Origin of the sequence: Halomonas sp. ML-15 (assembly GCF_014779595.1) — a bacterium.
GTDB lineage: Bacteria > Pseudomonadota > Gammaproteobacteria > Pseudomonadales > Halomonadaceae > Franzmannia.
In genome coordinates, this window is the sequence record NZ_JACXZT010000019.1 from 1175155 (window position 1) to 1188124 (window position 12970).

Consider the following 12970-nt stretch of genomic DNA (forward strand, 5'->3'; position numbering starts at 1 on the left):
CCGACCACCAAGGTCAGATTGGCCACCGCCCTCCAGCCATTCGGATACAACGTGATGAATTATACGCGACCACTACTGGCACTCCTTGCGCTTTTTCCCACCTCATTCGTGGTGGCAGACAGCACAGACTATCCTCTTGAAATAGAGAATTGCGGCATGGAAGTCCGCTTCGATTCCACCCCGGAGAGCACGGTAACGGTAGGCCAATCTGCCACCGAGACGCTCTATGCATTGGGGCTATCCGATCGAGTATCGGGCACCTCGGTATGGTTCAATCCGGTGCTACCGGAGTTTAGCGAGGCCGATGCCAATATCGAGCGCCTTGCCGATAACGATCCAAGCTTCGAGTCGGTGGTCAACAAGCGCCCCGAGCTGGTTGCTGCGCAGTATGAATGGCACGTCGGCCCCACCGGTAGCGTGGCGAGTCGCGAGCAGTTTCATGAGCTAGGTATCGCCACCTACATCATGCCCGCCGACTGCGATACCAAGGACAACACTACCGGCGGTGACGGCACTCGCATTGACGCCTTCTCTCCCGAGCATGTCTACAAGGGCATCACCGAGCTGGCCGCCATCTTCGATGTGCAGGAGGCCGGGGAAACGCTGGTGGCAGACCTGGCGTCACGTGAAGCCAGCGCCATCGCCCAGGCCGAAGCCCTCGATCTGCCGGAGGACCTGTCGGCGGTATTCTGGTTCTCATCTCCGGACCAGTCGGCTGATCCCTATGTCGCCGGGCGGCTCGGCGCACCCGGCTATATGATGGACGTACTGGGTATCCGCAATGTAATCCAATCCGACGAAGAGTGGCCTAACGTCGGCTGGGAAACTATCGCCCGGGCCGATCCCGATATCATCGTCGTGGCACGCATGGACCGTCGTCGTTTCCCTGCCGACGACATCGAAAATAAGCTCGACTTTCTCCACAATGATCCCGTTGCTCAGGAAATGTCGGCGGTGAGACATGGGCGAATTATCGAAATGGATGCCCATGCCATGAGTGCTACCCTACGCACGATATTTGGCCTGGAAGCGCTCTCCGAGTCTCTCTCGACGCTCTCCTTCGAGCAATGAGTACTGCCCTGGCATTGAGCCAGCCCTTGCGCATTCGCTGGCACTGGGCCTGGCTCACGCCGTTGATCCTGTTTATGGCGGTAATGGCCGGCACCTCCATCGGCGAAACCTCGATCCCGATGGATACCATTCTCAAGGTGCTGGCCAACCAGCTGTGGGGGGCAGGCTATGCCGTCGACCGGATCGACGCCGGCATTATCTGGAACTACCGCCTCAGCCGCGCCATTCTCGCCGGCTGCTGCGGCGCCGGGCTGGCGCTGGCCGGCGTGGTGTTGCAGGCGCTGCTGCGCAACCCCCTCGCCGACCCCTTCCTGATGGGCATCTCCGCCGGCGCCTCCACCGGCGCCGTGGCGGTGACCATCGCCGGGCTCGGCGCCGGTGCCGTGACGCTCTCGCTGGGCGCCTTCGCCGGGGCGGGGCTGGCCTTCGGCCTGGTGGTCATGCTCGCCCATGCCGCCGGCAGCGGTACCGGCGGCGGGCGTAGTACCCAGGCCGCAGGCGCCATCATTCTGGCGGGCATCGCCGGCTCGCAGCTGTTCAATGCCATAACCGCCTTTATCATCGCCAAGTCGGCCAGCGCCGAGCAGGCGCGGGGCATCATGTTCTGGCTGATGGGCAACCTCTCCGGGGTGCGCTGGGACGATGTCACGCTGGGGCTGCCCGCTGCCCTGGCCGGCCTGCTGGTCTGCCTATGGCATCGCCGGGCCCTGGACGCCTTCACCTTCGGGGCCGACAGCGCCGCCTCACTGGGCATTCCTGTGCGCCGCGTACGCGGCATCCTGATTGCCAGCATGGCGCTGGTGACCGCGGTGATGGTCTCCATGGTCGGCGCCATCGGCTTCGTGGGACTGGTGATTCCCCACGCCATGCGCTTTATCGTCGGTAGCCGTCACACCCGCCTGGTGCCCGCCTCGGCGCTGGCCGGTGCCGTCTTCCTGATCGGTGCCGATATCATCTCGCGGATCATCGTCCCAGGGCAGGTGCTGCCGATCGGGGTAGTCACCGCGCTGGTCGGCGCCCCCGCCTTCGCCGTGATTCTCGTTCGTGGGGCCAGGGCACGATGAGGCTGGCGGCACAGCATATCGACTGGGCGGTGCATGGTCATCGGCTGCTCGACGACGTCAGCCTGGCGGTGGAGCCCGGTGAAACCTTCGGCTTGATCGGCCCCAACGGTTCGGGCAAGACCACCCTGCTGCGGGTACTGGCCGGGCTGCGCAAGCCGAAGCGCGGGCGCGTGCTGATCGACGAGCAGCCGATGAACGCCATGCCCCAGCGTGATATCGCCCGCTCTATCGCCTTCGTCGAGCAGCAGGCAGAGACACTGGAGCGTATTCACGTCCGGGACGCCGTGGCGCTGGGCCGCACGCCCTTCCTCTCGGCGCTGCAGCCGTGGTCCGACGAAGACGACGCCATCGTCTCCCGAGCCCTCGACGACGTCGATATGAAGCATATGGCGGAGCGCCTCTGGCACACGCTTTCCGGCGGTGAACGCCAGCGCATCCACATTGCTCGCGCCCTGGCCCAGCAGCCCAGGATCCTGCTGCTCGATGAGCCAACCAACCACCTCGATATTCGTCACCAGCTGTCGATCCTACAGCTGGTCAGGGAGCTGCCGGTCACGGTGATCATCGCCCTGCATGACCTCAACCAGGCCATGGGCTGCGATCGCATCGGGGTAATGGAGGCCGGGCAGCTGGTCGACCTCGGCGAGCCTCAATCGGTTCTCAACGCAGACAGGCTCTATCGCACCTTCGGCGTGCACGTCGATTTCCTCGTAGACCCTGCCGATCAGCGTCCGGTGATGCGCTTTCGCAACACCCACTAGGGGGCCCCTTTGCCGGTTTACCTCGCGGGAACGAACACCGGCGCGCCGTCGATCTCGGCGGTGGCGAGGCGCTGGCCGTAAAGTCGTTCCAGGGCGCGGGTCTCAAGCATCATATGCCGCGGCCCCCAGCACGCTTCGCCATCGGGATAGAGCAGCAGCAGGTGGTCGCACCAGCGCGCCGCCAGATTGAGATCGTGAAGGCACATCATCACGGCATGGCCGGCAGCGGCCTGTTCGGCGAGCAGCGCCATGACGGCGGTCTGGTGGTGCAGGTCGAGATGGTTGGTTGGCTCATCGGCGAGCCATATCGTCGGCCCCTGGGTCAGCACGGTGGCAATCGCCAGGCGCTGGCGCTCGCCGCCGGAGAGGGTGCTGACCAGCCGCTCGGCGAGATGCGCGACGTCCAGGCGTTCGAGTGCCGCCTCGGCCAGCCGCAGATCCTCGCCACCCTCCATCTGCCACGGCGAGAGCCAGGGATGGCGACCGATCAGCGCGGTTTCGCGCACCGTGGCGGGGAAACCGTCCTGGCTATCCTGAAACACCAATCCCAGCGCACGCGCGACATTACGGCGGCCCAGCTCGGTCAGCGGCCGGCCGTCGAGCAGCAGCTCGCCGCGGCGCGGTAGGCGCAGCCCGGCCAGGGTGTGCAGCAGGGTGGTCTTGCCGGCGCCGTTGGGTCCCAACACGCCCCACACCTGCCCCGGCGCCAGCGTCAGCGAGAGCGCCCGGCCGTCGTCTCGGCCCGGCACATCGATCACCAGATCGCGCATCTCCAGGCGGCTCATCAGCGGCTCCGGTAGAGCAGATAGAGGAAGGTGGGCACACCGAGCAGCGCGGTGATCACCCCGACGGGCAGCTGCTCCGGCGCGATCATGGTGCGCGCAAAGGTGTCGGCGACCACCAGCAGGGTTCCGCCGGCCAGGGCGCAGGCGGGCAGGATCAGTCGCTGGTCGTTGCCCAGCACCAGGCGCAGCATATGCGGCACCACCAGGCCGACGAAGCCGATGCTGCCGGCGGTGGTCACCGCCATGGCGGTCAAGGCGCTGGCCGCCAGATAGATGCCCCACTCCAGCGGACGCACATTGACCCCCAGCGCCGCCGCCTGCAGCGGTCCGCGGGCCAGCACATTGAGGCTGCGTCCGGCGGGAATCAGCAGCAGGCAGACCGCCGCCAGCAGCGCCAGCGGTGGCCAGGGCGCGCGGGCATAGGCGAGATCACCCATCAGCCAGTAGAGCATGCCGGGCAGACGATCCGCAGGGCTCAGCGCCAGCATCAGGGTGATCACCGCGCCCCAGCCCGCGGCGATCACCACCCCGGTGAGCAGCAGCCGCGCGGGCGTCCAGCTGCCGGTGCCGTGGGCCAGGCCGAACACCAGCAGCGTCGAGAGGAAGGCGCCGGCAAACGCCGAACCGCTGATCACCGCGCCACCCAGCCCCGCCAGCATGGCGGCCAGCGCGCCCACCGCGGCGCCGCCGGAGAGCCCCAGCACGTAGGGGTCGGCCAGAGGGTTGCGCAGCAGCACCTGCATCAGAGCACCGGCCACGGCGAGCAGGCCGCCCACCGCGAAGGCCGATAGCGAACGCGGCAGGCGCAGCTCGAGAATCAGCGTGCGCGACAGCGCATCGCCCTCGCCGCGCAGCACCGCCCATAGCGCCTCCGGCGCCACACTGGCGCTGCCCACGCTGAGCGACATACCCAGCGCGACAAGGCCGGCCAGCGCCAGCACTGCCAGCGGCAGCCACAGGCCGCGCGCCGCCGACACCGTGCGTGCACTCAGGTCAGCGGCGGCCACGCGCCACCTCGAGCTTTTCGCAGAGGATACGGCTGCCCTCCAGCAGGCGCGGTGTGGGGCGCTGAATCAGCGACGGCGGCACGAAGAACAGGTTGTCCCGGGCCACCGCGGTGAGTCCCGGATACTGCTGCCAGTGACTCAGCCAGTGGCGGTTCTCTTCGCCCATGCCGCCGGCGATGATCGCCTCCGGGTCGGCGGCCAGCACGGCTTCGTCGTCGATGCGCGGCACCAGCCGCGAGAGCCCGCCGAAGGTATTGACGCCCCCGCACAGCCTGACTACCTCGCCGATCAGATGCTCGTCGTTGACGCTCATCAGCGGCTCATCCCAGACCTGATAGAAGGTCGTCACCGGCTCGGCGTCGGCGTACTCGGCGGCCAACGCGTCCATGCCGGCGCGAAATTCCGCGGCCGCCTGGTCGCCCTCAGCCTCGCTGCCCGCCAGTTGCGCCAGCCGCTCCAGCGTCGAGGCCACGGCGTCGATGCTGCGCGGCTCGATATAGAACACCGGCAGCCCGAGCTGCTCGAGGGTCTCGAGCTGCTCGGACGGATTGCCGGTGACCCAGCCGATCACCAGGTCCGGCTCGAGAGAAATCAGCGCTTCCAGATCGACCCGCGTATGGCTGCCGACCGAGGCCACCTCCTGCGCCTCGGGCGGGTAGTCGCTGTAGGAGACCACCGCGACCACCTGGTCCCCGGCGCCGGCGGCCCAGATCAGTTCCGTCGCCCCGGGCGAAAGCGCGGCAATCCGTTGCGCAGGCGCTTCGAGACATATCTCGCGCTCGCGGTCGTCGATCACACAGCGCCCCCTGCCCTCCGCCATAACCGCAGCCCCAGGCAACGCGGCCAGGCCGAGCGCCAACAGCGGCCAGCGCCAGGCGCCGCGGCGCGCCCGATCAATGGCCAAACTGGACGCTGACATAGGCCGCACGACCAGCGTTAAGGTAGTCACGTGAGGTTTCGTACTCCTTGTCCAAGGCATTCTCCAGCGTTAGGCGAGCCGACCACAGCGGGGCGAATTGCCATCCGGCACGCAGGTTGAGCAGACCGAAGCCGCCAATGCGGTCTTCGTTCGCGGCATCATTGTAGCGGTGGCCCTGCACGATCCAGGAGCCGCCCAGCGACCACTCCCCCAACTCACGGTCTACGTCGACACGTGCGCTCTGACTGGCACGACGCTGAATACGCTTGCCCTCATTGAGCCCGCTGCGATTTTCCGGGTCGCTCCAGGTCAGTGCCGCGGCCAGCGTCCAGTCGTCGATCTCTGTACCCGCGGACAATTCGACACCGCGCATACGCGCCTTGTTAACGTTAGTCGGCCGGCTATCTCCATTGATGGTCTCAGTGGCAATCAGGTCATCGACGTCGGTCTGATAAGCAGCAAGATCCCAGAACCACCGCTGGTACTGGCCTCGGACGCCCAGTTCAACTGTCTGGGAAGTTTCCGCTCTCAGGTCAGGATTGCCTTGGTAGCTGCCAAAGGCACCGTAATCCTCGAACGGCCAATAAAGATCATTGAAGCTTGGCGCCTTGAAGGCGGTGCCGACACTGGCCCGCAGAGTATGCTGGCGATCAAGATCATAGCCCAGCGCCAGGCTACCAGTGACTTCCTCGCCATAGGCCTGGTTGTCGTCATAGCGCAGACTGGCCTGAACCGCGAAGGGCGCAAAGTCCAGCAACCCCTGGGCAAATACGGCCAGATTGTCGCGGCTATCGACAGCGTAGTCGTTGCTGCCGGACACCTCGTCTTGGCTGTACTCCGCACCAGCGATCAACTCGTGCATACCGAGACTCAGGGTATTCTGCCAGCGCAAGGTCTGGGTGCGAGTATCGATGATCGAAGAGAACGATGGTTGCAACGTATCCAACTCATCCCGGGCTTCGCTCAGCGTCAGGCGGCTAGTCCACTGCTCGGTGACCGGCAGCTCAGCATAGATCCCGGCCACCTGCTGGACGAAGTCGCTCTCGCCACCGTCGAACTCGTTGCTACCGCGGGCGCGCAGCGCCAGCACGCCCACCTCGGCGCCGCTGTCAAAAGTATGCGCCACACGCGCCAGCGCCGAAGTATTGTCGTAGCCCTTGTCCTCACCGCCGCGGCGCACCGGCGTACCATCGGTACTGAAATGGCTACCGGCGAAGCTGTAACGGGTACCACCCTCGCTACCGGAGAAACCGGCGCTATAGCGCTGGGTGTTGAAGGAGCCGCCGCCCGCTGAAATCCGCGGGTGCGGGCCGCCCTCCTCGGCCTCATGGGTAAACAGCTGCACCACTCCGCCAACCGCATCGGCGCCATACAGGCTGCCGCGGGGGCCGCGCACGATCTCGGCACGCTGAAACATGCGTGGGTCGAGATAGTGCCAAGCCGCGCCCCCAGCGGTAGCCGAGCGCAGGCGAATGCCGTCGATCAGCAGCACGTTCTGGTCGTTGCCGGTGCCGCGCAGATAGACGCTGCTGTTCTTGCCGAAGCTGCCGTTGGAGGTGACATCTACGCCAGGCTGGCCGCGCAGCAGATCGGTCACACTGGTCGGGTCCTGGCGGCGCAGCGTGGCCTCGTCGAGCACGGTGACGGAAGAGAGCGTTTCGTCGGCGGTGCGCGGTGCCAGGGCGGCGGTCACCACCATCGGATTGAGCCGCTGAGCGTCGTTTGCCTCATCGGCCTGTGATGCTGGCGAACTCTGGGCCTGGACGGCCAGCGGTAGCGCGGCTAGGGCGAAAGCCCCCAGGCCACGGGAAGAGAGTAGAGCGTTCATTGAGAGTCCCTTGCTCGCCGTGCTCACCCGCACGGCGTGATGTTTTTTGAGCTTGCAGGATGCTCTCGGGCCGGTCTCCGGGCTGACGAGCGAAGGCTTCTGGCACCTTCTCGACCGTCGCCTTCCCATGCCCAAGCGGGCACAGTGGCATATCGACGGACGTTGACTCGATCACCGTTGCGGGGGCAGCGTCGGAGTGGCGAAAAACGATGGATAGCAATCGCGCACCGACTTCCCGTTTAACTGGCCGTGAGCTCACCGCCAGCACCTGAGAGTGCCGGTAAGCTAGCAATGCGCCTGGTAAAGGTCAATTCGTAACGGGTGGGCCAACGGTGAGCGAGGTCGCCATGTGAAGGGACGCCGGGGACAGGCCGAAGAGGAGGTGTCGATGCCATGGATGGCATCGGTAGCGCCCAGGGATGGGTTCACAGCGCCTCCTCGCAGGCCTGTCGCCGGATCAGTCCCGAGCGGCGCAACTACCTACCTGTGCGTCTGGCGTATCTAACCTCCGATAGAGCCCATGGCGCACATACCAGACCCGCTCGCAGCGCGCCGAGGCGTCCTGAGCCAACCAGCCGTTGAGATCGCGCAGGCGGCGCCGCTCGGCGCCCATCGGCACGATGCCGCGGCCCATCTCCTCGACGATCAGTACCACCTGAGCGGCCCGCTCGGCCTCGGTGGCCAGCAGGGCATCGAGGCGCTCGGTCAGCGCCAGGCGCAGGGCTTCATCGTCACTCGGCGTGGAAGCCAGCGCCGCCTGAATCCAGCCCGCCCAGCCGCTCACCACCAGGGTTTCACCAGACGCAGGCAGGATCGCATGGCGCGCGGCGCCCTCCAGCGCATGCCAGCGGGCGTGGGGATACCAGCGCTGGACTAGCCCGCGCTTGCCAGCGCAGGCACCGCCGATGACCAACTGCATTGCCACTCTCCTCGCTGCTGATGCTTGTCGAAGCCGAAGCAGCGCCCTTCGGCCTGGGAGACGCTGCCATCCCAGAAGTCGATGGCCTCGAAGCGGCGCCGCAGCTCGCGGATCACCCCGCCATGAGTCACCACCAGCACCCGCTGCCAGGCGTGCGCCTCGGCGGCGTCGAGCAGCTCGGCAAACCAGGCATCAAGCCGCGCCCGCAGCGCCGCGGACGACTCCCCCTCAGGCGGCGCCTGCTCGCCCTGGCTGTCGATCCAGGCGCGATACTGCGGCAGGCTCTTGAGCTCGTCGTAGCACTTGCCCTCGTAGGCGCCGAAATCCATCTCGCGCAGACGCGGCTCAACAAAGAGATTGGCGTCGCCCTCGCGCCCTTCCAGCACATGCGCCAAGGTCTGCCGGCAGCGGCTCAAATCGCTGGAGTAGACGGCATCAAACGGCCGCTCGTCCTGATAAGAGCGCAGGTAAGCGCGCAGGCGATCCAGCGCCGGCACGGCGTCGGGCAGCAGCAGCGGGATATCGCGCTGGCCCTGATAGCGACGTTCGACGTTCCAGGCCGTCAACCCATGACGGACGATAGTGACCACCAGACCACCAGCAACAGCCATAACTCTCCACCCTCGATGGCGGCACCGACGACATCGCCGTTGATGCCCTTGAAGGCACGTATGATCAACGCGCCGTATGACAACAAAAAGACCAGCAGCGCCCCGAGCAACAGCATCCAGCCCGGCGCCAGCCACCACAGCAGCGCCAGCGGCAGCACTGCAAACAGCAGATCGCGATGCCCGAGATGCTGCTGCCAGGCCCAGGCCAGCCCCTCCTCGCGCGCCGCGGGCACCAGTACTAGCAGCGCCACGGCCCCCAGGCGCCCCAGCCCCAGCACCGCCACCAGCCATACCAGGCCAATGCCGGCCTCCAGCCAGGCCCATAGCAGCGCCCCCTTCCACGCCAGTTGGAACAGCAGCGCGATGATCGCGAAACTGCCGACATGGGGATCCTTCATGATCGCCCAGCGCTGTTCCAGCGGCCGATTGCTGCCCAAGGCATCGGCCACGTCCATCAGCCCATCCAGATGCAGGCCACCCGATAGCGCCACCCACAGGCTCAGCAGCAGCAGCGCCAGCAGCGGCGTCGGTAAGCTGCCCAATAGCTGCCCGGCCAGCGCCAGCAGCCCTCCCAGCAGCATGCCGACCAGCGGATAGCAGCGCACCGCCCAGCGGCTGGTTGCCGGGGCCCAGGGGCAGTTGAACGGGATCGGCACCCGGGTCAGAAACTGCAGCGCCAGCAGCAGGCCGTAGCCGGCGTTCCTCATGGCAGGCTCCCCTTCCACACCTGGGGCAAGCCGGCGACCACCTGAACCACGCAGTCGGCCTCCGCCGCCACCCGGCAATGGCCGGCCTGCAGCAGGGCCAGGTAGCGCCAGCTGGCGTCATCCTGCGGCGGCATGCCCTCGTTGATATCGTTGGAGACGATCACCAGCGCGATATCCGCGGCGCGGGCTTTCGCCAGGGTCCGCTCGAGCTGGGCCAGTGCCGCCGACTCCTCGAGGGAAAACTCGAACAGCGCCCGACTGGCCCATAGTGTCAGGCAGTCGAGCAGCAGCGAACTGCCCGGCTCGACCTCGGCCAGAGCAAGGTCCAGGGCCGCTGCCTCCAGGGTGCGCCAGCCGTCGCCGCGTTCGGCGCGGTGCCGGGCGATGCGCGCCGCCATCTCGCTGTCTCCGGGCGTGGCGGTGGCCAGATAGTAGCGCGGGCCGCCGCGGTGCCGCTGATAGTCACGCACCAGTCTCTCGGCGAAGGCGCTCTTGCCGGAGCGGGCGCCGCCGCTGACAAAGGCGATCATCGCTCCCTCCAGGCGGCCAGCGCCTCGAGCAGGCGCCGATTGGTGTCGCGCTCGCTCAAGGCCACGCGCAGCCAGCCGCCGTCGAGGCCAGCAAAGTTATGAGTATGCCGGGCCAGCAGGCCGTGGGAGAGCAGGTGGTTAAACAGCGGGTCGGCGCTGTCGGGATCGCGCGGATCGCGCAGCAGCAGGAAATTGGCCTGCGTCGGCGGCGCCTCAAAACCGAGCCTCGCCACGCCGCTCTGTAGATAGGGACGCTCGGCATCGAGCCAGGCCTGCGTCCGCCGCTGATGCTCATGGCCCGCCAGCAGCGGCGCCACCAGCTCGGCGGCCAAGGCGTTGACGCTCCACGGCAGCTGGCAGTCGGCGGCGCGGGAGATCTGCTCGGCACTCCCGAGCAGCGCGCCCAGCCGCAGTCCCGGCAGGGTGAAGAACTTGGTGAGCGAGCGCTGCAGCAGCAGGTTGGGATAGGCGGCGAGCAGCGGCGTCAGACGCTCGTCGTCTGCAGTGAAATCGACGAACGCCTCGTCCACCACCAGGGTCGTGGCGTGGCGCTGCCCCAGCTCGGCCAGGGCTTCGATCTCGGCGCGGGGCACCAGGGTGCCGGTGGGGTTATTGGGCCGGCACAGCCACAGGACGTCGGCGCTGCGCATAGCCGCCCCGGCGGCCTCGATGTCGAGGGAGAAGTCCGGCCCCGTCAGCGTCAGGCGCGCGAGGTCGACGGCATAGTGCCGACAGGCGCGGGCATACTCGCCGAAGGTCGGCTCGACGACCACACCGCGTTTGCCGGCATGCAGCGCGGCGGCGAGGAAGATCGCCTCGGCGCCGCCGTTGGTCAGCAGCACCTGCTCCGGCGCCAGCCCCTCGGCCTCGGCCATCGCCCGCCGGGCCGCGGGGTAGTCGGGATCGGGGTAGAGCGCCAGGGCCGGCAGGGTGTCGCGCAGCCGGCTCTCCAGCCAGGCCGGGGGCCCCAGCGGGTTGAGGTTGGCGCTGAGGTCGGTCAGCGGCCGCTCGCTAGGCCAGCCGTGGCGCTGGGCCAGGGCGGCAAAGGCGCTCGGCTGGCCGCCGTGTAGCGGCCAGGCATCACGGCCTGTCGCATCGGTCATGTTCAAGAGTCTCCTTGCAACAGCAGCGACGCTACCATGAGCAGCAGGACATTGCCCGCCGACCTGATACCGGTCAAGGCGAACCGCCCCGTTTCGGCTAGGGTGTAAGTAACGGCCACCATTCGAGTGCTGCCTCTTATCCTACGGGAGAATCCGTCATGCGCTTCCATCAAGTCAGGGAATTGGTGTCCTGGGCAACGAACTTTCATTCCCGCATGGCCGAGCAGTATCGTCAGTTGGCCACCACCACCGAGAGCGAGCGCCAGCGCATGGCGCTGGAATATCTCGCCCAGCGAGAAGACAAGCAGCACACCGAGCTGACCCGCTATGCGACCGAGAATGGTGACCATCGCGCCGTATTAGATACCTGGTTCGACGATCCGACGGACTTTCCTCATCCACTGGTTGTCGAGCGTTTGCCAGGGCGAACCGGCAACGGCGAGATACAGGACGTGATGGCCACCGCCCTGACCGCACACCGCACCCTTCAAGATCTCTACACTCACCGAGCGGAGCGAGCCGCCGGGGCTCGAGAGCTTGCTTTTTTTCAATCGCTGGCTGACGGTCATGAAGCCGAAGTGCGCCACATCGTCAGGGACCTGCAGCAGCTCGACGCCTACTGAGTGCCCTCTCCGCTGACCTGGCTCACGCAAAGACACCCCGCAGAATCAGTAGCGCCACCGCCATCAACAGCAGACCCATGATCCAGCCGCCATGCATCAGCCGCACGGCGGCGCCGATATCCGCCGCACACAGCGGCCGGTGCGGGCTGCCCAGGGTAGCGCGATGCGAGACCTCGCCGGCATAGACATTCACCCCGCCCAGCTGCACGCCGAGCAGGTTGGCGACCATCGCCTCCGGCCAACCGGCATTGGGGCTGGGATGACGGGGCGCGTCGCGGCGAGTCGCCGCCCAGGCGCCCCGCCGGCGCCATGCGCCGGGCAACCACCAGCTCGAGAGCCAGATCGCCACTGCCGTCAGCCGTGCCGCCGGCCAGTTGGCCAGGTCGTCGAGCCGTGCCGAGGCCCAGCCGAAGTCGCCATAGCGTTCGTTGCGATAACCGACCATGGAGTCGAGGGTATTGACCGCCTTGTAGGCCAGCGCCAGGGGCGCGCCGCCGATCAGCGCCCAGAACAGTGGCGCGGTGATGCCATCCACCGTGTTCTCGGCCACCGTCTCTACTGCGCCGCGGGCGATCTCGCTTTCACTCAGTTGATCGGTGTCGCGGCCAACGATCATGCCCAGCGCCCGGCGGGCGGCGACCAGATCCCCCGCCGCCAGCGGGAGGGCCACTGCCCGTCCGGCATCGGCCAGCCCCTTGATCGCCAGGCAGCTCCACAGCAACCACAGCTCCGCCAAGCCGCCAAGCCAAGGGTGCACACCGCCGAGCAGCGCCAGCAGCCCCCAGGCGACGGCATAGGTCGCGCCCACCACGCCCAGCGTCATCAGCGCGCCCCGCCGCCGCCGTGACAGTGGCGCGCCGTGATTCATGCGCGCCTCGAGGGTGCTGATCAGCTTGCCGATGCCCACCACCGGGTGCGGCAGGCGCCGCGGGTCGCCGGCGATCAGGTCCAGCGCCAGCGCCGCCAGCAGCAGGCCCAACCCGGCCAGGCCCAGAGGCGCGGCGATCACTCCCGGCAGCAGCCATTCGGACATGCCCAAGCC

Annotated in this window: 14 protein-coding genes and 1 riboswitch; of the genes, 4 read left to right on the forward strand and 10 right to left on the reverse strand. The window is 67.2% G+C overall.

What is annotated here, in order from left to right; all coding sequences use genetic code 11:
- Positions 1–54: 54 nt before the first annotated feature.
- Genes IEI94_RS17210 through IEI94_RS17220 form a run of 3 tightly spaced genes read left to right on the forward strand, consistent with a single transcriptional unit; the run spans position 55 to position 2896 of the window.
- Positions 55–1071: an ABC transporter substrate-binding protein gene (locus tag IEI94_RS17210; RefSeq protein WP_191168486.1), complete on the forward strand. Its 1017-nt coding sequence runs from the start codon at positions 55–57 to the stop codon at positions 1069–1071.
- On the forward strand, positions 1068–2135 hold the full coding sequence (locus IEI94_RS17215) for a FecCD family ABC transporter permease (RefSeq protein WP_191168487.1): 1068 nt from the start codon (positions 1068–1070) through the stop codon (positions 2133–2135). The genes IEI94_RS17210 and IEI94_RS17215 overlap by 4 nt, the downstream gene beginning before the upstream one ends.
- Positions 2132–2896 (forward strand): ABC transporter ATP-binding protein, encoded by a 765-nt coding sequence (locus IEI94_RS17220; RefSeq protein WP_191168488.1) that lies wholly within the window; start codon positions 2132–2134, stop codon positions 2894–2896. Before IEI94_RS17215 ends, IEI94_RS17220 begins: the two co-directional genes overlap by 4 nt.
- A 17-nt stretch (positions 2897–2913) precedes the next feature.
- Here the strand turns inward: IEI94_RS17220 and IEI94_RS17225 are convergent, their stop codons facing one another.
- From IEI94_RS17225 to cobD, 9 genes are all read right to left on the reverse strand, one after another.
- On the reverse strand, positions 2914–3681 hold the full coding sequence (locus tag IEI94_RS17225; RefSeq protein WP_191168489.1) for an ABC transporter ATP-binding protein: 768 nt from the start codon (positions 3679–3681) through the stop codon (positions 2914–2916).
- Positions 3681–4688 (reverse strand): iron ABC transporter permease, encoded by a 1008-nt coding sequence (locus IEI94_RS17230; protein WP_318153418.1) that lies wholly within the window; start codon positions 4686–4688, stop codon positions 3681–3683. The genes IEI94_RS17225 and IEI94_RS17230 overlap by 1 nt, the downstream gene beginning before the upstream one ends.
- Complete coding sequence (locus IEI94_RS17235; protein WP_224750302.1) at positions 4675–5508, reverse strand: cobalamin-binding protein; 834 nt, start codon at positions 5506–5508, stop codon at positions 4675–4677. Before IEI94_RS17235 ends, IEI94_RS17230 begins: the two co-directional genes overlap by 14 nt.
- Before the next feature lie 73 nt (positions 5509–5581).
- Positions 5582–7435: a TonB-dependent receptor domain-containing protein gene (locus IEI94_RS17240; protein ID WP_191168491.1), complete on the reverse strand. Its 1854-nt coding sequence runs from the start codon at positions 7433–7435 to the stop codon at positions 5582–5584.
- A gap of 50 nt (positions 7436–7485) precedes the next feature.
- Positions 7486–7722, reverse strand: a riboswitch (cobalamin riboswitch).
- 170 nt (positions 7723–7892) lie between these two features.
- Positions 7893–8354: a bifunctional adenosylcobinamide kinase/adenosylcobinamide-phosphate guanylyltransferase gene (locus tag IEI94_RS17245; RefSeq protein WP_191168492.1), complete on the reverse strand. Its 462-nt coding sequence runs from the start codon at positions 8352–8354 to the stop codon at positions 7893–7895.
- The gene (locus IEI94_RS17250) at positions 8309–8965 is read right to left on the reverse strand and encodes a histidine phosphatase family protein (protein WP_191168493.1); all 657 of its coding nucleotides are present in this window, start codon (positions 8963–8965) and stop codon (positions 8309–8311) included. Before IEI94_RS17250 ends, IEI94_RS17245 begins: the two co-directional genes overlap by 46 nt.
- Positions 8917–9672 carry an adenosylcobinamide-GDP ribazoletransferase gene (locus IEI94_RS17255; RefSeq protein WP_191168494.1) on the reverse strand — a complete coding sequence of 252 codons (756 nt, stop codon included), beginning with the start codon at positions 9670–9672 and terminating at the stop codon, positions 8917–8919. Before IEI94_RS17255 ends, IEI94_RS17250 begins: the two co-directional genes overlap by 49 nt.
- Entirely contained in the window at positions 9669–10202 is a 534-nt protein-coding gene (locus IEI94_RS17260; protein WP_191168495.1) for a bifunctional adenosylcobinamide kinase/adenosylcobinamide-phosphate guanylyltransferase, read from the reverse strand. The genes IEI94_RS17255 and IEI94_RS17260 overlap by 4 nt, the downstream gene beginning before the upstream one ends.
- On the reverse strand, positions 10199–11305 hold the full coding sequence (gene cobD, locus IEI94_RS17265; protein WP_191168496.1) for a threonine-phosphate decarboxylase CobD: 1107 nt from the start codon (positions 11303–11305) through the stop codon (positions 10199–10201). The genes IEI94_RS17260 and cobD overlap by 4 nt, the downstream gene beginning before the upstream one ends.
- A 158-nt stretch (positions 11306–11463) precedes the next feature.
- Between cobD and IEI94_RS17270 the strand changes: the two genes are divergently transcribed.
- Complete coding sequence (locus IEI94_RS17270) at positions 11464–11928, forward strand: 2-hydroxyacyl-CoA dehydratase (protein ID WP_191168497.1); 465 nt, start codon at positions 11464–11466, stop codon at positions 11926–11928.
- A 22-nt stretch (positions 11929–11950) separates the two neighbouring features.
- Here IEI94_RS17270 and cbiB read toward each other — a convergent pair whose 3' ends face one another.
- Positions 11951–12961, reverse strand: coding sequence for an adenosylcobinamide-phosphate synthase CbiB (gene cbiB / locus IEI94_RS17275; RefSeq protein WP_191168498.1), 1011 nt, complete (start codon positions 12959–12961; stop codon positions 11951–11953).
- Positions 12962–12970 lie beyond the last annotated feature (9 nt).